This is a genomic window from Lysinibacillus sp. BPa_S21 (assembly GCF_023337795.1).
Taxonomy (GTDB): Bacteria; Bacillota; Bacilli; order Bacillales_A; family Planococcaceae; genus Lysinibacillus.
In genome coordinates this window covers 169,589-188,065 of sequence record NZ_JALIRS010000002.1, presented here as the reverse complement: position 1 = coordinate 188,065, position 18,477 = coordinate 169,589, and the positions used below count along the sequence as shown (strand labels likewise).

The window sequence follows — 18,477 nt, the reverse complement described above, 5'->3', positions numbered from 1 at the left end:
AGAACAGATGAGCTGAGTTTAGTTGAGAATAGCTGAGAAATTGTTGAATAAGAGTAGTAGCATAAGTGTGCAATTTAGAGAGTCAGTGGATGGTGCAAACTGATTTGTAGCTTATGTGAATGGACTTATGAGAGTCGCTAATGATCTTCATCCAGTAGGTTTACAAACACCTATTGAACGAAATTAATGCCTCTGACTGTAATGATGCCAAGGCAGATAATAGCGAACGGATTCCCCACGTTATAGGGGGTGCTTCGACTTAGACAAATCTTTTCGTCATTCACCTAAAAGGTATCAGTTAAAATGGCGAACTAAGGCTGAGCACATAAGGGAGAGCAAATATGCTCTAATATGAGGTGGCAACGCGGTCTTGAATCGTCCTCTGCAATTAGGAAAAATCCTTTTTGCAGAGGACTTTTTTTATTGTTTTTATTTGCAAGAGGATGAATGCTTCGCTTTCACACAGAAAACAATTATCATTGCCGCTTCGCTTTCTCACAAAAAAACATCTTGCTGAAGTTTGTTTTATAACTATAAATTGAAGCGACATATTAGAATACAGACGCAATGTGAATAAGTTGATTGGAGTGGAGACTGAGCGACTCCTTGGGGATCAGCGTCACAGATGAGACCCTGGAGCGAGCAACGCGAGTGAAGCGGTAAGGGGAACGAAGGCTAAGAGCATCACGTCCTGTGATAACGCCTTCGTGACCAACATCCTGCTGTTGCTGTCGCTGCGCTTTCGCACAAGCAAAACCCTCTGCTGCCGCTGCGTTAACACTACGCTTTCGCGCAAAAAACATCTGTTGCCCCGACGCCCCCAGGAAGCTCTGCTCTGCGCGAAAGCGAAGCGTCAGCGGCAATGTTTTATCTGTGCGAAAGCGAAGCGACAGCAACAAAGCGCTCAGCCGGAACGGAAATCAACACCACGCTATGCTGATGATACTTTTTATTCAACAAAAAAACGATTCAACTGCTAAACATTTGTAAGTCCAAGGGTAAGGATTTTTAAGAAAAGGAGCTTGGTAATTATGCAATCGACGAGTTCAAGAACAAAAATGAAAACCATTAATGCTGATTCTTTAACACCGATTTTAATTTTTAGACGCCTACAAGGTCATTATAAATTTTTACTTGAGAGTTCATCACAGCATGAGGGAGCAGGACGTTTTTCTTTTATCGGTGCTAATCCAAGAAAAACGTATAAAGGCTTTGGAGATGAGATTCAGGAATATTCACATAAGACCGGCAACACTTATACACATAAGGGCGATATTTTTGTTTTATTGAAAAGATTAATGCCACGCATATCCAATACGACACAATTCCCGTTTTCAGGTGGAGCTGTTGGCTATGTTGGTCATGGTGCAACAAAGATTGTATCGACTGCTTTAGATAATGGACAGCTACCAAATGTGCATTTCCATATATATGAGACAGTGATTGTCTTTGATCATGTAACAGATGAGGTTACGTTGATTCATACGAATATAGATGCAGAAAAAAAAGAACCCAATTTAGAAGAGTTGGCTGAGCAGCTTCTTCAAGGGAGAGAGGATGAAGATACAACTTATCGTTATGAACCTTATGAAGCATCTATGAATGAATTATTTTCAGCTTCCCTTACCTCTATCAAAGATCATTTAGATGAAAATATGACTAGAGTCGTCCTATCCAAATGTTCTTTAGCAAATTTACAAGGAGATGCTTTCGCTTTATATCGTCAATTGCGTAAAAAACATCCCGCTCCCTATATGTATTATGTAGAATTTGAGGATCATGTGGTCTTAGGAACGTCACCGGAGAGTTTCATTCGAGTAAAAGATGAGCGGGTGATTGCAACGCCAACGGAGGGGACATTTCCTAGAGGTTCCACAAAAAGTGAGGACTTAGCACATGAACGAAAGCTCTATGAAAACATAAATATTAGGCAGTCACATGCTGAACTGGTTTCTACCGTTCAGCAAGAACTACGATCTGTATGCTTACAAGACACCATACAAGTCATTGAGGCGATGAGAATTGAGCGTTCAAAGCATGCATTACACATGAAATCGAGGGTAGAGGGTCAAATATTACCGATGCTTCATGCACTCGATGCATTAGCTGCAACATTACCACCCTTTGCATCGACAGGTATTCCACAGGATTATTTGAAAAAATCTAATCAAGCGACTGGGATAGTTGGAGGAGCTCTAGGATTTATTGGTTTTAACGGTCATCTTGATTTTGCTTTAACAGGAAAATCTATTGTCATCGGAAATGAAACGATGTATATGCAATCTACTGTTACGGTAACCAAATACACAAATGTTATGGAAGCTTTAACGCAAGTAGAACAGGACGAACAGGAATTTTTACAGCTACTTGAAAAAGAAGGAGGTCGACATTGATGGAAAGTATTCTTCAAAAAGTACAACAGCGAGAGCATCTAATGTATGAAGAAATGCAACAGGCTGCAGAATGGATGTTTCTAGATGACACGCCAAAGGAACAAATTGCAAGCTTTTTAACGGCATTAGCTGTCAAAGGTGAAACAGCCCATGAAGTAGCTGCATTAGCCACAGTTATGCGTTCGTTTGCTCTAGACGTACCAGCAAAAGAAGGTGTCTATATGGATAATTGCGGCACTGGTGGTGATGGTCTTAATACATTTAATATCAGTACGGCTTGCGCCTTTGTTTTAGCGGGGGCAGGTGTCAAAATGGCGAAGCACGGCAATCGTAAAATTTCTTCGGCATCAGGAAGCGCTGATGTTTTGGAAGCACTCGGTATTCATACGAATATTTCCATTGAGCAAACTGTTGAGTTGTTAGAGAAAGAAGGAATAGCCTTTTTATATGCTCCAAATGTTCATCCAAAATTAAAGCGCATTGGCGAGGTACGTCGGGCACTAGGGAAGCCAACTATATTTAATCTTGTCGGTCCACTTACGAATCCAGTGCCTTTATCCACGCAATTTACCGGCATTAACCGCCCTAATTTTGTCATGGAGTATGCATCCGTATTACAAATGCTCGGGCGGGAACGTGCAATGGTCGTTTCGGGGCCACTAGGTTTAGATGAGGCATCATTAGCTGGTCAAAATACTTTTGTTTTGGTTGATAAAGGCGACTTAATTCCATTTTCATTAACTGCAGAGGAAGCGGGTCTTAGCTATGCCCCAATCGAAGCTATTCGTGGAGGAAATGCAGATGAAAATGCCGCAATTATGCGTACATTATTAGCTGGAGAGCAAAGTGCTTACTTTGACACCGTTTTATTGAATGCTGGTATTGGTTTGTTTAGCTATGGAATGGCTGACACCGTTAAAGAAGGCGTAGAAATAGCAAAGGATAGTATTTTTAGCGGGCGTGCACGACAAAAATTAGAGGCAGTCGTTGCTTATAGTGAGGATATGAAAGAAGAGGAGGTTCGACAATGAATATCTTAAATAAAATTCTCGAACAAAAAAAGATTGAAGTTGGTGCTTTACTTGAACAGCCTGACCCGTTAGCTAATTTTACAGAAAAGCTGCGACTGTCATTATTTGAACGATTGAGAAAGGCTGACACATTACAGGTTATTTCTGAAATGAAGCGTGCTTCCCCCTCGAAAGGATTAATCGCAGAAGGAGCAGATCCAGTGGCGCAGGCAAAAACTTATGTGGAGGCTGGAGCAGCGGCCATTTCTGTTTTAACAGATAAAATGTTTTTTAAGGGTTCCTTTGATGATTTAGCCGCAGTTGCAAATGCTGTTCAAACGCCACTTCTTTGTAAGGACTTTATGATCGATCGTGTGCAAATACGATTTGCAAAGGCATCAGGTGCATCTATTATTTTGCTAATTGTAGCCGCGTTAACAGATGAGGCATTACGTGATCTATATAGCTATGCAACAGGCTTAAATCTAGAGGTCTTAGTGGAGGTGCATGATTTAGAGGAGCTTGAACGTGCTATTGCAGTTGGTGCCAAGCTGATAGGTGTCAATAACCGTGATTTACGTACCTTTGAAGTGAGCTTAGAACGTACACGTGAAATTGCTGAAGCTTTTCCGTTCGAAGAAGAGAAAGTATTGATTAGTGAAAGTGGTATTTGGACGCAAGACGATGCTAAAGCGGTGGCGGCCATGGGAGCAAGTGGCGTTCTTGTAGGGGAGTCATTAATGCGCAGTGGTGATGTAGGTACTGCGCTAAAAAGTTTACAGGTCAACAAGGCAGGTGCCCCTGTATGACGAAGGTGAAAATTTGTGGACTGAAGGAACAACAGCATGTGCATGCAGCAATAGAGGCAGGAACGGATGCAATTGGTTTTGTCTTTGCACCAAGTAAACGACAAGTGTCGATTCAACAGGCGCAGCAGCTAGCTAAACATGTGCCAGATGGCGTTTTAAAAATCGGTGTTTTTGTCAATCCAAGCGCAGAGGAATTACGCACAGCGGTAGAAAGCGTGCCATTAGATTTTGTGCAGTATCACGGGGAAGAATCTCCGGAGTTTATTCGTCAGCAAGGTTACCCGGCCATTAAAGCTCTGTCAGTAAGAGGTGTTGAAGATGTTCAGGCGGCTGCTAACTATGACGTAGACTATTACTTATTTGATGCACCAGGAACAGATTTTAAAGGGGGGAGTGGCCACACGTTTGATTGGACTCTACTAGAAATGGTAGGAATCTCAAGGGAACAGTTAATTTTAGCAGGTGGCTTGCAAGCTGCAAATATCGAAGAAGCAGTGTCACTTGTATCGCCATTTATGGTAGATGTATCGAGTGGTGTGGAGACAGATGGTGTAAAAGATATAACAAAAATAACCGCATTTATTCAGGCAGTGAAGAAGGGGAGAGCATGATGGCGATTTCAATTGCAAATAGTGTACCGACAAAGGAAGGGCGTTACGGAAAATTTGGTGGACAATTTGTTCCGGAAACATTAATGACCGCTTTGATGGAATTAGAGACAGCCTATGATGAGGCAATGGATGATCAATCTTTTACGGAGGAATTGGCTTATTATTTACAACAATACGTTGGTCGTGAAACGCCATTGTATTACGCAGAAAATTTAACAAAAGAGCTAGGTGGCGCGAAGGTTTATTTAAAGCGTGAAGATTTAAATCATACTGGAGCCCATAAAATTAATAATGCGATTGGTCAAGCGCTTCTTGCAAAACGTATGGGTAAAAACAAAATAGTGGCAGAAACGGGTGCAGGGCAGCATGGAGTGGCTACGGCAACTGCATGTGCATTATTAAATCTTGAATGTGTTGTATTTATGGGAGCAGAGGATATTAAACGCCAACAGTTGAATGTCTTTCGTATGGAATTACTCGGTACAAAAGTGGAGTCTGTAGAAACAGGCTCAAAAACATTGAAGGATGCCGTCAATGCAGCACTGCGATACTGGGTGACGAATGTTGAGGATACTCATTATATTTTAGGCTCAGCTTTAGGACCACATCCATTCCCGAAAATCGTAAGGGATTTCCAACGTGTAATTGGTGTTGAAACTAGAGAGCAGATTTTAGCTAAAGAAGGATGTTTACCAGATGCAGTCGTTGCTTGTATAGGTGGAGGTAGTAATGCAATCGGTATGTTCCATCCTTTTGTCGATGATGAAACTGTAGCGCTATACGGAGTAGAGGCTGCTGGCAGTGGCATTGGAACTGCTAAGCATGCGGCAGCGATTGCCGGTGGTCAGCTGGGCGTTTTACATGGTGCATACATGTATTTATTACAAGATGAAAATGGCTTTGTACAAGAAGCACATTCTATTTCTGCTGGTCTAGATTATCCTGGGAAGGGTCCAGAGCATTGTTATTTACATGATATTGGGCGTGTTACATTCGATTCGATTACAGATAGTGAAGCACTTGAGGGCTTGCAGTTACTGTGTAGAACGGAAGGTATACTACCCGCATTAGAAAGCGCTCATGCTATTGCCTATACAGCAAAACTCGCGAAGACAATGTCTACAGATGACATCATCGTTGTGTGCTTATCTGGCCGAGGAGATAAGGATGTTCATACTGTCCGTAAAGCATTAGGAGGAGAGATATAATGACAACATTACAGCAGGCAATTGAACAAACGAAAATCGCTGGGAATAAAGCATTTGTACCTTATATTATGGCGGGTGATGGGGGTCTGAAAACGTTGAAGCCAACGATTTTGAAGCTCCAACAAATGGGTGTAACGGCAATTGAAGTTGGCATACCATTTACGGATCCTGTCGCGGATGGACCGACCATCGAGCAAGCAGGCGAACGGGCTTTAGCAGAAGGTGTGACATTACGTAAAGTACTAGAAAACTTAGCTTCATTTAAAGAAGAAATTCATGTTCCCTTAGTTGTCATGACTTATTTTAATCCTGTGTTAGCTTTTGGGTTAGAGGCTTTTGCGAAGGCTTGTGTGGCGGGGGGCGTTAAAGGGTTAATCGTTCCTGATGTACCACTTGAGGAAAGCGCAGTCTTACGTACCACATTAAATCCTTATGGTATCGATATCGTTCAGCTTGTATCGTTAACAAGTCCACCAGAGCGAATTGCACGAATCGCGGCTGCTAGTCAGGGCTTTGTTTATGCAATAACAGTCAATGGAATCACAGGAGCTCGCACAAGCTTTGCTAATGATTTACATGATCATTTTGCTCGTTTACGCGAGGCGAGCCAAATACCAGTGCTAGCCGGCTTTGGAATTTCAACGCCCGAGCAAGTGGTAAGTATGGGGGCACTTAGTGATGGCGTCATCGTGGGCAGTGCGATCGTGACAGCATTGCATGAAGGTAAATTTGAGAAGATTGAGGCATTAGTGTCTGCTTCAAAAGGTGTGTTTCAGAAGTCTACTCTTTAATGGAGTAGGCTTTTTTCTATTGGGACTGATATGCAAGGAATTGTTGGTTCTATCCAAGCATCGTCTGTATCCACGATATAGCCGGTTCTATCCACGGTTTCGGCGGTTCTAACCACGTTATAGCCGATTCTATCCATGACTTCGGCAGTTGTTCTATCCACGGTATCGTCTGTATCCACGATATAGCCGGTTCTAACCGCGGTTTCGGCATTTCTATCCATGATTTTGGTGGTTCTAACCACGGCATCGTCTGTAACCACGACTTTGGCATTTCTATCCGCGGTTTCGGCGGTTCTAACCACGATATAGCCGATTCTATCCATGACTTCGGCAGTTCAATCCACGGCATCGTCTGTATCCACGAAATAGCCGATTCTATCCGCGGTTTCGGCATTTTTATCCACGGCATCGCTGTATCTATGACATTGGCAGTTCTAACCACGGCATCGTCTGTATCCACGACATAGCCGGTTCTATCCACGGTTTCGGCGGTTCTAACCACGATATAGCCAGTTCTATCCATGACTTCGGCAGTTCTATCCACGGCATCGTCTGTATCCACGATATAGCCGGTTCTATCCGCGGTTTCGGCGGTTCTAACCACGACATTGCTGGTTCTATCCATGGCTTCGGCAGTTCTAACCACGGCATCGTCTGTATCCACGATATAGCCGGTTCTATCCGCGGTTTCGGCGGTTCTAACCACGACATTGCCGATTCTATCCATGACTTCGGCATTTCTAACCCCGGCATCGTCTGTAACCACGATATAGCTGGTTCTAACCACGGTTTCGGCGGTTTATCCATGACATAGCCGGTTCTACCCACGGCATCGTCTGTAACCACGAAATAGCCGATTCTATCCGCGGTTTCGGCATTTCTAACCACGATATAGCTGGTTCTATCCACGACATCGCCGGTTCTATCCATCACTCTGACTTCAATTCTTCGGGTAGTTTAGTATGATCTGATGGATAAAACTATCATTCTGACAGATAGTGCGGATAGGCTCGATTTTCGGTATAATAGCTTTCGTGAGGAAGTGAGAAGATGATTCTATCAAAAAAGAGATGGCAGGTAGAGCGCCCAGACGCGAAGCTTGTCCAAACATTACAAAATGACCTACAACTTTCTGCGATTGCGGCTAAAATTTTAGCTGCACGAGGCTGTGAAACTACTGCTGACGCAGAGAGCTTATTAAATATGACAGAAGCAAGTATCCATGACCCGTTTTTAATGCATGGTATGACAGAAGCTGTGGCACGTATTGAGCAAGCGCTTGATAATGGAGAGAAAATCCTAGTATATGGCGACTATGACGCGGATGGTGTTACTAGTACGACAGTAATGCTCAATGTGCTACTTGACCTCGGTGCCGATGTATCGTTTAAAATACCGAATCGCTTTATTCACGGCTATGGACCGCATGAAGCACTATTTCGTGAAGCACATGACGAGGGTGTGCAGCTTATAATTACAGTTGATAATGGTATTTCAGGTATTGAACCGATTCGTGTTGCGAAAGAACTAGGTATGGATGTTATCGTGACAGACCATCATGAGCCGGGCGATGAATTACCACCTGCAGATATAATATTACACCCTCGCATTCCAGAGGGACATTATCCATTTGGTGAGCTTGCCGGTGTAGGGGTAGCATTTAAGTTAGCACATGCTCTATATGGAGAACTACCAACGCATTTAATTGAATATGTTGCTGTTGGAACAGTAGCGGATTTAGTACCATTAGTTGATGAAAACCGTTACCTAGTAAAACGAGGAATAGAAGAAATGCGCCGTTCACTCAGTCCTTGGGTGCAGGCAATGTGTGAAGTAGCAAGTGCAGAGCAAGCCAAAATCAGTGAAGAAACAATCGGTTTTTATTTTGGACCGCGCTTAAATGCAGTCGGACGGCTTGGAGAAGCGGCACCGGGTGTCGAACTATTAATGGCTGAGGATAATACGAAGGCGACAGCATTGGCAAAACAGCTTAATACGTGTAATAGTGAACGCAAAGATATTGTTAAGCGTATTACAGATGAAGCGATTGCTCTCATTGAATCCGATAAAAAAATCGGGGATTCACTCGTTTTAGTGATTGCGGGAGAAGGCTGGAATGCTGGAGTAGTAGGAATTGTCGCCTCTCGCCTTGTAGAGCTCTATTATCGCCCAACAATTGTCCTGTCATTAGACTATGAAAAAGGAACAGCTAAAGGCTCAGCTCGTAGTATCGAAGGATTCCATTTATATAATGAATTAGCGAAAAATCGAGATATATTACCTCATTTTGGTGGGCATCCTATGGCAGCAGGGATGACATTATCCATTGAGCATGTGGATGAATTAAGAGCACGCTTAGATATGCAAGCTAGAGCATGTTTATCGGAAGAGCAATTGACACCTGTACTCAATATAGATATACCACTAAAAATGGATGAGATTTCAGCAGATGCTATTGAAGAGATTTCTACGCTTGGGCCATATGGTACGGATTTTCCGAAGCCTGTTTATGTGCTCGAAGATGTGGAGATCTCCTCCATGCGGAAAATTGGAGCAGCAGAAAATCATATAAAAATGGAATTGACGGATGGCTATGAAAAATTAGATAGTGTCGGATTCAATAAAGGACATTTACACGACGAGTTAACATATGGAATCAAAGTATCATTTACTGGAGATTTACAAATTAACGAATGGCAAGGACGTAAAAAAGCACAATTTATGATAGAGGATGTCCAAACGACTGAATGGCAGTTATTTGACATTCGTGGTATACGTCAAACATCACGCTGGTTAAATACGGTCCCGAAAGAGGAGGCAACATTCATCGCCTTCCGTCCAGAGACGGTGACTTATTACCAATCCCTAATTGGTGTACCGATTTTGGCAGTGGATGCAACACTTTCAAATGTAGAACAAAGCAATTATATTGTCCTACTGGATTTGCCACAAAATGTTCAAATGTTAGAAGATGTCTTACGAAAAGCGGCGCCTTCCCGTATTTATGCACACTTTTACATGCCAGATTCTCAGTATTTCAATGGATTGCCTACACGCGAGCAATTCTCTTGGTATTATAAGTTTTTGAAGAATCGCCCTGCTTTTCCACTAAATATGCATTTGCCTGAATTAGCGAAGCATACGGGCTGGCCATTAGATGCATTAAAATTTATGACAAAGGTGTTTTTTGAGCTTGATTTTGTTAGAATGGAGAGTGGACTGACGACTGTCAACGTGAATGCTCCAAAACAGGCACTTACAGAGGCGCCGTCTTACAAACAACGTTCAGAACAGATTGAAATGGAGCAAAAGCTTGTGTATGCCCCTTATATAGAATTAAAACAATGGTTTGATGAACGATTACATTAATATACGAAAAAGTTTCGTAGGAGGAACAATAACATGGATTTAAAGCAATACGTAACAGCGGTTGAAAACTGGCCAAAAGAAGGCATCAGCTTCAAAGATATTACAACAATTATGGATAACGGTCCTGCATACAAATATGCAACAGATCAAATCGTTAGTTACGCAAAAGAATTAGGTGCTGAAATTGTAGTAGGTCCTGAGGCTCGTGGCTTCATTATCGGATGTCCTGTTGCTTATGCACTTGAAATTGGTTTTGCCCCTGTTCGTAAGCCAGGAAAATTACCACGTGAAGTGATCAGTGCTGACTACGGTCTTGAATACGGTAAAGATACGCTAACAATGCACAAAGATGCGATTAAACCAGGTCAAAAAGTATTAATCTGTGATGATTTACTTGCGACTGGTGGTACAGTTGAAGCGACAGTACGTCTAGTTGAACAATTAGGTGGTCAAGTTGTTGGCTGTGCCTTCCTAATCGAGTTAACAGATCTAAACGGTCGTGCAAAACTTGGTGACCTAGACATTAAAACACTTATTCAATATTAATAAAGATGAGTTTCTTGTTATAAAGATTGCAAAAAAGCGTCACATTTTTGTGGCGTTTTTTTATTTATATTAAGGGAGACGTAGCTTTGTCCGTTTATGTTATTGACGCTTTTACAGAAACAAAATTTGGCGGTCATCCAGCAGGTGTAGTGATTCATGTAAATTTAGACGAAGAGTTTATGCTCATCACTTTCTAAATGAATTTAATCAAAGTACTTGTTCCTCCAAGGGCACAGTATGGGTAGACCCTCTAACATTGTGACAAAATTACTAAATAAAAATAATCCAAGCGTGATGGTAGGTGGGCAAGCAGTAATCTTGTCAAAAGGGGAACTATGCTAGCGGTATTTGAATGTCGAAGTAAAAGTGATTTCGGTTTCAGGCTACTCGCTTTCAAGGGGCGAGCGTCAAGCCGCCTGTTTCGCTTTCACTGCGGGGAGCTTTGCTCTGCGAGAAAGCAAAGCGACAGCGGCAAATGTTTTCTGTAGCGAAAGCGAAGCGGCAGCAACAAATGTTTTATCTGTGCGACAGCGGGACAAAGCGCTCAGTCGGAACGGAAATCACTCCCTCATTTTGCCGAAGAGCTATACTTAATTGACACCTTAATTTCATTGAGATAATCATCATGCAGAATCCATTTTGAACAAACATTTTCAAAATGGATTCTTTCTTTTATTTATTCTTCATCATAAGTTTTAATTATTTTTTGGATAGTTTTAAGTGTTTCATAAAAATCCTCGTATTTCTCAATGCCAATATCTTTAATAATTCTTTCTTGGATATCTTGCCAAATTGGAGCAGCCTCGTTTAATTTTTCAATCCCTTTATCGGTAAGTGTAATGACCTTTGTTCGAGCATCTTGTGGATCTCTATTTAAATCGACATAGCCATTTTGTTTTAACAAGTTAATATTACGAGTAATGGTTGTTTGATCGAGCAGCAAAATTTCCCCTAGTTGACTTATGGAAACGGATTGTTGAAGATCGATATTTGCTAGCATTGAGTATTGTGTAACTTTTAAGCCAGTGGGCTGTAGTAATTTATCATACAGTTGTGTCACGACGCGTGTTTTTTTTCGAAGGTTTGCACATACGCATATTTGTGTGTAATCTATATTCTTCATTGCTCCGGACTCCTTTTCGAGTTGGTTCAATATTATAGTAGCCTTATTGATTTATTTTGTTAAGCTGGAAAATGTTTCTTGACAGTAGTAAAAGCGATTACTAAGATTATATATGTATATACATGTTTTTAAAAGGGATTTATTCCATTAATATATGCATATACATGTATTACTAAGGAGTATTTCAAAAAATCTTTCAAGAAATGAAGGTGTCAAGATGAAGCGTATTCATTATAGCTGGTTTATTTTAGTCGTAACCTTTTTCTCCATTATTGTTGCAGGGATTACTATGTCATCTTCTGGGGTATTTATAGACTCCTTTGAAAAAGAATTTAATTGGGATCGGTCTTTAATTGCTTTAGCATTTGCAGTGAGTCTATTTTTATATGGATTTTCAGGTCCATTTATGGCAGCTTTACTAGAAATAGCCGGTTTAAAGAAAATGATGCTAGGGGCGATGGCTACATTATTCGTAGGTATGTTGCTTACGCTTTTCATGACTCAATCATGGCAGTTAATTATTATATGGGGCGGTATTATTGGCTTAGGAGCAAGTCTTTTTTTAACGGTGTTAAGTCCTTATGTAGCCAATCATTGGTTTGTGAAAAGTAGAGGGTTGGCAGTAGGCATTTTAACGGCGAGTACTGCAACAGGGCAGTTAATTCTCCTCCCTATATTAGCAATTATTATTGAGCATTATTCTTGGCGATGGGCGATTGGATTAATTCTTATTTTAAGTATGGTTATGTTTATCACGATTTCTATATTTATTAAAAATAAACCGCAGGATATTGGAATTCTTCCTTATGGAATGGAAGAAGAAGTTGAAACCCAAAAAGAGAATCATAAGAAAAATCCGATTATTATTGCTTTTAATGGGTTATTTGAGGCTATTAAGAAGAAAGAATTTTGGCTATTAGCGGGGAGTTTTTTTATTTGTGGACTTTCAACTAGTGGGTTAGTTGGTACCCATTTTGTTTCTTACTGTATTAGCTTTGGTGTCCCTTTAGTAACCGCTGCATCCTTTCTTTCTTTTATGGGCGTGTTTAATCTTGTAGGCACGACTTTATCTGGGTGGTTGTCTGACCGTTTTGATAATCGATGGTTATTGTTTTGGTATTATCTTTTAAGAGGAATGTCTTTGCTTTTACTCCCGTATGCATTAATGCAAGGGTCGTTCACTTTACTGACAATCTTTACAATTTTTTACGGATTAGATTGGATCGCTACAGTGCCTCCAACGATTACTATTTCTAGACAAATTTTCGGTACAAACAAAAGTGGCATTATTTATGGGTGGATTTTTGCTTCACATCAAGCAGGAGCGGCAGTTGCTGCTTATGGTGGAGGCCTTATTTACAAATTTTTCGATTCCTATACTTGGGCCTTTTTCCTTGCAGGTATGTTCTGTGCATTGGCAAGCTTATTTGTCATCATCGTGAAAAAACAACCGCCTCATCAAGCTAATACTCGATAATCAAGAATTCTTGATGCTATCGTCGGTTGTCGGCAATTTATCAGCGATGATCATGATGTTATCAGCGATACCTGGCAATTTATCAGCGGTTTCCGTGATGTTATCAGCGGTGTTCATGAAGTTATCAGCGAAACCCAGCAATTTATCAGCGATTGGCATTTCGGAGCACCGAGTTGCTTTCGCTGCTTTTGTTGTTGTTTCGCTTTCGCACAGAAAACATTAGTCCAGCTTATATTGGACTTCGCCGCTAAAAGTGTGAGTTTCGCCGCCAAACTATAAAAATGCGCCGCCAAGCAAGCAAAGAACGCCGCCAAACCACAAAAATGCGCCGCCAACCAAGCGAAGAACGCCGCGAACCACGCAAGGAACGCCGCAAAAACCTGAACTTTGCACAACAACATTGAAGTTGAAGCCAATAACATAGCGGCTTCAACTTTTTTAAAAAATTTTTTGACATCATTCAAACAAAAGTTTATAATGTAAACAAATATAACAAAAGGTGATGCTATGAATGAAAGAGAACAGGCGGTCCTTGCATTAATTCGTCAGAATCCGTTTATGTCTCAGCAAGAGATGGCAGATAAGATGAATCTGTCTCGACCGGTGCTTGCTAATTTAGTGTCGAGCTTAACGAAGCAGGGGAAAATCGTCGGTCGTGCTTATATTTTACCTGAGGAGAATGAAATCATTTGTATCGGTGGAGCCAATCTTGACCGAAAGTTTCATGTAAAGGGTAATGTCCAATTCGGTACATCTAATCCTGTTAGCTCTTCATTTAGTGTAGGTGGTGTTGGGCGAAATATCGCTGAAAACTTAGGCAGATTAAATCATCAAGTAACATTGTTGACTACTGCTGGCAAAGATGCTGATTGGCAAGTGATCCAGGAAGCTTCAGAGCCATTTATGAATTTACGCTATGTGGAACAGCTACCAGATGCTTCGACTGGTTCCTATACTGCGATAATGGATGAGCAGGGCGAGTTAGCATTAGCTGTAGCAAATATGGAAGTGTATGAGCTTTTATTGCCAAGTTTGCTGAAAAAACATGAGGCCATGCTGATGAATGCAGGCTGCTTTATTATGGACTTGAATTGTCCAAAGGAAACCGTGGCATACATACAGCAGGTTGCGATTGCACGTGACATACCATTTGTCATCGTACCGGTATCTTCGCCAAAAATGAATCGCTTACCGGATACATTGCAAGGAGTTACATGGTTTATTTGTAATACAGATGAAGCAGAGACGATTGTTGGTCATAAAATCGATAACTCTGCGCATTATGAAAAGGCTTTACAGCAACTTCTTACATTAGGTGCTGAACAGGTAATAATTACTGCGGGTAGCAAGGGTGTGTATGCAGCGTCCACTACAACGAAGCCAAGTCACTTTGCAGCTAAAGCTATTGAAAAAATTGAAGATGTAACAGGTGCAGGAGATGCCTTTGTCAGTGCTGTGATCCATAGCTGGCTTACTGAGCAATCCTTTGCAACGTGTATTGATGCAGGCTTAACGAATGCCAAAAATACGCTTGCATCTCCATATACAGTAAGACCTGAATTATCAGTTGATTTGTTAAACAGTGAAATGGAGGAATAACAACATGAAAGAATTCATCGTATTATCAGAAGAGGTAAAAGCAGGACAAGCGAAAGGCTTACCAATCGTAGCATTAGAATCAACAATTATTTCCCACGGAATGCCATATCCACAAAATGTTCAAACTGCACGTGAAGTAGAACAAATTGTTCGTGATAATGGTGGAGTACCAGCAACTATTGCATTAATCGATGGTAAAATTAAAATTGGTTTATCTGATGAAGAACTTGAAATGTTCGGTAATGCACAAGGTGTAGCAAAAGCATCTCGTCGCGACTTGGGCTATCTTTTAGCAACAAAAAAATTAGGAGCAACAACAGTAGCTGCAACAATGATTTGTGCGGAGCTAGCTGGTATTGAAATTTTTGTAACTGGCGGTATCGGCGGCGTACACCGCGGTGCTGAAACAACAATGGATATTTCAGCAGACTTAGAAGAATTAGCACAAACAAATGTTGCTGTCATTTGTGCAGGGGCTAAGTCTATTTTAGATATTGGTTTAACGTTAGAATATCTTGAAACAAAAGGTGTACCAGTAGTTGGATACGGTACTGATGAACTACCAGCATTCTATACACGTCAAAGTGGTTTTGATGTAAACTTCAAGATTGATACACCAGAGGAAGTGGCGGAAATGCTACGTGCAAAATGGCAATTAGGCTTACAAGGTGGAGCTGTTATCGCGAACCCAATCCCAGAGTCTGAAGCACTTGAAAGTTCATTCATTACAGGTATCATTGAAAAAGCTCTAGTAGAAGCAGAAGAAAACGGTATTCAAGGTAAAAACGTGACACCATTCTTACTTGGAAAAGTGAAAGAATTAACAGAAGGTAAAAGCCTTGATGCCAATATTGCATTAGTGAAAAATAATGCAGTAGTTGGTACAAAAATTGCTGTAGCATATAATAAATTAAGCTAAACAATTCAATTGATCATAAAATTCATATTTTGGATCCCTAAAAATTATGGATGACATTATTAAAACATTTAGTTGATTGGAGTGGAGACTGGGCGACTCCTTAGGGATCAGCACAGAAATCAACCACACGTTATGGTTAAAAACCATATTTTTAGTGGAGTAACCATTATATGGAGAGATAGGCTCTTTGCGAAATATTAAATTCGCAAAGGGTCTTTTTATTCATTTCAGAGAATATTTTTCCATTTTTAGCATTGTTCATGAGAATAACTAAACAAAATGACACAGTTACTTTACAATAGCCCATATAATTTTATACAATTAAGTTTATATCTAATCTGAAAAATTTGACGAGCAAGGTGGACATGTTATGGCGAAAGAGCAAATTTTGACTCCCGAGGACGTTTTTGAGTTAGTCAAATCCTACATGAATGATGAAAATGTCGCATTCGTGAAAAAAGCATATGAATTAGCAAGGGATGCCCATATTGAGCAATTCCGAAGCTCGGGTGAACCGTATATTATTCACCCTGTGCAAGTAGCTGGTATTTTAGCTGAATTACAAATGGATCCTGAAACAGTTGCGGCTGGTTTTTTACATGATGTTGTCGAGGATACGGATTTTACACGCGACGATTTGGTACGTGAATTCGGCGAAGAGGTTGCGATACTTGTAGACGGAGTAACAAAGCTAGGGAAAATTAAATATTTATCGAAAGAAGCACAACAAGCAGAAAATCATCGGAAAATGTTTGTAGCGATGGCGCAGGATATTCGTGTCATTTTGATTAAATTGGCAGACCGTCTACATAATATGCGCACGTTAAAGCATTTACCAGCAGAAAAACAACGCCGTATTTCTAAAGAAACGCTTGAAATTTTTGCACCACTTGCGCATCGTCTTGGGATTTCAACTGTTAAATGGGAGCTTGAGGATACAGCACTTCGTTATTTAAATCCACAGCAATATTATCGCATTGTCAGTCTTATGAAGAAAAAACGTGATGAACGTGAAGCCTATTTAGACAATGTAATGGCAGAGATGAAGTCACAGCTTACAGATGTTGAAATTGAAGCGGATGTTTATGGTCGTCCAAAACATATTTACAGTATTTATCGTAAGATGGTATTACAAAAGAAACAATTCAACGAGATTTATGATTTATTAGCCATTCGTGTACTTGTCGATAGTATTAAAGATTGCTATGCCGTACTTGGGATTGTGCATACTTTATGGAAGCCAATGCCTGGACGTTTTAAAGATTATATCGCAATGCCAAAACAAAACCTCTATCAATCACTGCATACAACAGTAATTGGCCCTTATGGTGACCCATTAGAAGTTCAAATTCGTACGAAGGAAATGCATAAAATTGCCGAGTACGGGATTGCAGCGCATTGGGCGTATAAGGAAGGTAAAAAAGTTGATAACGAAAAACAAAATGTCGACCAGAAATTAACGTGGTTCCGAGAAATTTTAGAATTCCAAAATGAATCTTCTAATGCTGAAGAATTTATGGAATCTTTAAAGTTTGATTTATTCTCTGATATGGTCTATGTATTCACACCAGAAGGAGATGTCATTGAATTACCAGCAGGCTCTGTACCTATCGACTTCGCATACCGTGTGCATTCAGAAGTTGGAAATCGTACAATTGGCGCGAAAATCAATGGTAAAATGGTACCGCTTGATACACCGTTAAAAACGGGAGATATTATTGAAATTTTAACTTCTAAGCAATCATTTGGTCCAAGCCGCGATTGGCTAAAAATAGCCCAATCCTCACAGGCAAAAAATAAAATAAAGCAATTTTTCAAACGTCATCTTCGTGAGGAGAACATCATCAAAGGTAAAGAGATGATAGAAAAGGAAATCCGTGCACAAGATTTTGACGTAAAAGAAACAATGTCAGCAGAAAATTTGAAACGTGTATGTGAAAAATTTAACTATACAAATGAAGAAGATATATATGCTGCTGTCGGCGTGAATGGAATTACAGCTCAACAGGTTGTTAATCGCTTAGCGGAAAAACGTCGTAAAGAGCGTGAACAGGAAGAAGCGCTTGAGAAAATTGAACAAAAAATGAAAAACCCTATTCCACAAAAACGTACGGAATCGGGTGTTATCGTAAAAGATATCGACAATATGCTTATTCGACTTTCACGTTGCTGCACGCCAGTTCCTGGAGATGAAATTGTAGGTTTCATTACAAAAGGTCGAGGTGTTTCAGTGCACCGTGCAGACTGTCCAAATATTCAAGTTGATGATGAACAGGAGCGCCTAATAGAGGTTGAATGGGAACACGGACTTGCCCCAGAGAAAAAAGAATATCCTGTTGATATTGAAGTTTCAGCCTTTGATAGACCAGGCATTTTAAATGAAATTATGCAAATTGTTAGCGAAACGAAAACGAATATTTTAGCAGTGAGTGGTCGTGCAGACCGCGAAAAAATGGCAACGATTCATTTAACGATTTCGATTTCAAATATTTCACATTTGCATAAAGTAGTGGAACGTATTAAGCAAACGCCTGATATATATTCAGTACAACGTGTTATTAACTAATTTCTTGACCAAATATATGATGGCCATTTTGTTATGTATCGAGTAATGGATTTTCT

16 protein-coding genes and 1 other annotated feature are annotated in these 18,477 nt (G+C 40.6%); of the genes, 12 read left to right on the top strand and 4 right to left on the bottom strand.

Annotated elements, in window-relative coordinates:
• Positions 1 to 34 precede the first annotated feature (34 nt).
• Positions 35 to 386 (top strand) — a binding site (T-box leader).
• A 645-nt stretch (positions 387 to 1,031) separates the two neighbouring features.
• From MOK21_RS04150 to trpA, 6 genes are read left to right on the top strand one after another with little or no spacing between them, the layout of a single operon-like run.
• Positions 1,032 to 2,393 carry a chorismate-binding protein gene (locus tag MOK21_RS04150; protein ID WP_249072713.1) on the top strand — a complete coding sequence of 454 codons (1,362 nt, stop codon included), beginning with the start codon at positions 1,032 to 1,034 and terminating at the stop codon, positions 2,391 to 2,393.
• Positions 2,393 to 3,424: an anthranilate phosphoribosyltransferase gene (gene trpD / locus MOK21_RS04145; RefSeq protein ID WP_249072712.1), complete on the top strand. Its 1,032-nt coding sequence runs from the start codon at positions 2,393 to 2,395 to the stop codon at positions 3,422 to 3,424. The genes MOK21_RS04150 and trpD overlap by 1 nt, the downstream gene beginning before the upstream one ends.
• Positions 3,421 to 4,212, top strand: a complete 792-nt coding sequence (trpC, locus tag MOK21_RS04140; RefSeq protein WP_249072711.1) for an indole-3-glycerol phosphate synthase TrpC — start codon at positions 3,421 to 3,423, stop codon at positions 4,210 to 4,212. Before trpD ends, trpC begins: the two co-directional genes overlap by 4 nt.
• A complete protein-coding gene (locus tag MOK21_RS04135) occupies positions 4,209 to 4,823 on the top strand; it encodes a phosphoribosylanthranilate isomerase (RefSeq protein ID WP_249072710.1) in 615 nt (204 codons plus the stop codon). The genes trpC and MOK21_RS04135 overlap by 4 nt, the downstream gene beginning before the upstream one ends.
• Positions 4,823 to 6,031 carry a tryptophan synthase subunit beta gene (gene trpB / locus MOK21_RS04130; protein ID WP_249072709.1) on the top strand — a complete coding sequence of 403 codons (1,209 nt, stop codon included), beginning with the start codon at positions 4,823 to 4,825 and terminating at the stop codon, positions 6,029 to 6,031. Before MOK21_RS04135 ends, trpB begins: the two co-directional genes overlap by 1 nt.
• Entirely contained in the window at positions 6,031 to 6,822 is a 792-nt protein-coding gene (trpA, locus tag MOK21_RS04125; RefSeq protein WP_249072708.1) for a tryptophan synthase subunit alpha, read from the top strand. The genes trpB and trpA overlap by 1 nt, the downstream gene beginning before the upstream one ends.
• Here the strand turns inward: trpA and MOK21_RS04120 are convergent.
• Together MOK21_RS04120 and MOK21_RS23690 are read right to left on the bottom strand one after the other, a co-directional pair.
• Positions 6,819 to 7,145, bottom strand: a complete 327-nt coding sequence (locus MOK21_RS04120; protein ID WP_249072707.1) for a hypothetical protein — start codon at positions 7,143 to 7,145, stop codon at positions 6,819 to 6,821. The two genes, trpA and MOK21_RS04120, sit on opposite strands and share 4 nt — an antisense overlap.
• A gap of 456 nt (positions 7,146 to 7,601) precedes the next feature.
• Positions 7,602 to 7,736 carry a hypothetical protein gene (locus tag MOK21_RS23690; RefSeq protein ID WP_283164599.1) on the bottom strand — a complete coding sequence of 45 codons (135 nt, stop codon included), beginning with the start codon at positions 7,734 to 7,736 and terminating at the stop codon, positions 7,602 to 7,604.
• A 136-nt stretch (positions 7,737 to 7,872) separates the two neighbouring features.
• Here MOK21_RS23690 and recJ point away from each other — a divergent pair, with 136 nt between their 5' ends.
• Both recJ and MOK21_RS04110 read left to right on the top strand, forming a co-directional pair.
• Entirely contained in the window at positions 7,873 to 10,191 is a 2,319-nt protein-coding gene (gene recJ, locus MOK21_RS04115; protein ID WP_249072706.1) for a single-stranded-DNA-specific exonuclease RecJ, read from the top strand.
• Between the two features lie 33 nt (positions 10,192 to 10,224).
• Positions 10,225 to 10,737 (top strand): adenine phosphoribosyltransferase, encoded by a 513-nt coding sequence (locus MOK21_RS04110; RefSeq protein WP_249072705.1) that lies wholly within the window; start codon positions 10,225 to 10,227, stop codon positions 10,735 to 10,737.
• Positions 10,738 to 11,413: 676 nt separating this feature from the next.
• Here MOK21_RS04110 and MOK21_RS04105 read toward each other — a convergent pair.
• Positions 11,414 to 11,860 (bottom strand): MarR family winged helix-turn-helix transcriptional regulator, encoded by a 447-nt coding sequence (locus MOK21_RS04105; RefSeq protein ID WP_249072704.1) that lies wholly within the window; start codon positions 11,858 to 11,860, stop codon positions 11,414 to 11,416.
• Between the two features lie 217 nt (positions 11,861 to 12,077).
• On the opposite strand from MOK21_RS04105, the gene MOK21_RS04100 reads away from it, so the two are divergent.
• Positions 12,078 to 13,337, top strand: coding sequence for an MFS transporter (locus MOK21_RS04100; protein WP_249072703.1), 1,260 nt, complete (start codon positions 12,078 to 12,080; stop codon positions 13,335 to 13,337).
• Here the strand turns inward: MOK21_RS04100 and MOK21_RS04095 are convergent, their stop codons facing one another.
• Positions 13,338 to 13,496, bottom strand: a complete 159-nt coding sequence (locus MOK21_RS04095; RefSeq protein WP_249072702.1) for a hypothetical protein — start codon at positions 13,494 to 13,496, stop codon at positions 13,338 to 13,340. It lies immediately after the preceding gene.
• A gap of 348 nt (positions 13,497 to 13,844) precedes the next feature.
• Here MOK21_RS04095 and MOK21_RS04090 point away from each other — a divergent pair, with 348 nt between their 5' ends.
• From MOK21_RS04090 to MOK21_RS04080, 3 genes are all read left to right on the top strand, one after another.
• Positions 13,845 to 14,936, top strand: coding sequence for a carbohydrate kinase (locus MOK21_RS04090; protein ID WP_249072701.1), 1,092 nt, complete (start codon positions 13,845 to 13,847; stop codon positions 14,934 to 14,936).
• Positions 14,937 to 14,940: 4 nt separating this feature from the next.
• Positions 14,941 to 15,855, top strand: coding sequence for a pseudouridine-5'-phosphate glycosidase (locus MOK21_RS04085; RefSeq protein WP_249072700.1), 915 nt, complete (start codon positions 14,941 to 14,943; stop codon positions 15,853 to 15,855).
• A 370-nt stretch (positions 15,856 to 16,225) separates the two neighbouring features.
• The gene (locus tag MOK21_RS04080; protein WP_249072699.1) at positions 16,226 to 18,421 is read left to right on the top strand and encodes a RelA/SpoT family protein; all 2,196 of its coding nucleotides are present in this window, start codon (positions 16,226 to 16,228) and stop codon (positions 18,419 to 18,421) included.
• Positions 18,422 to 18,477 lie beyond the last annotated feature (56 nt).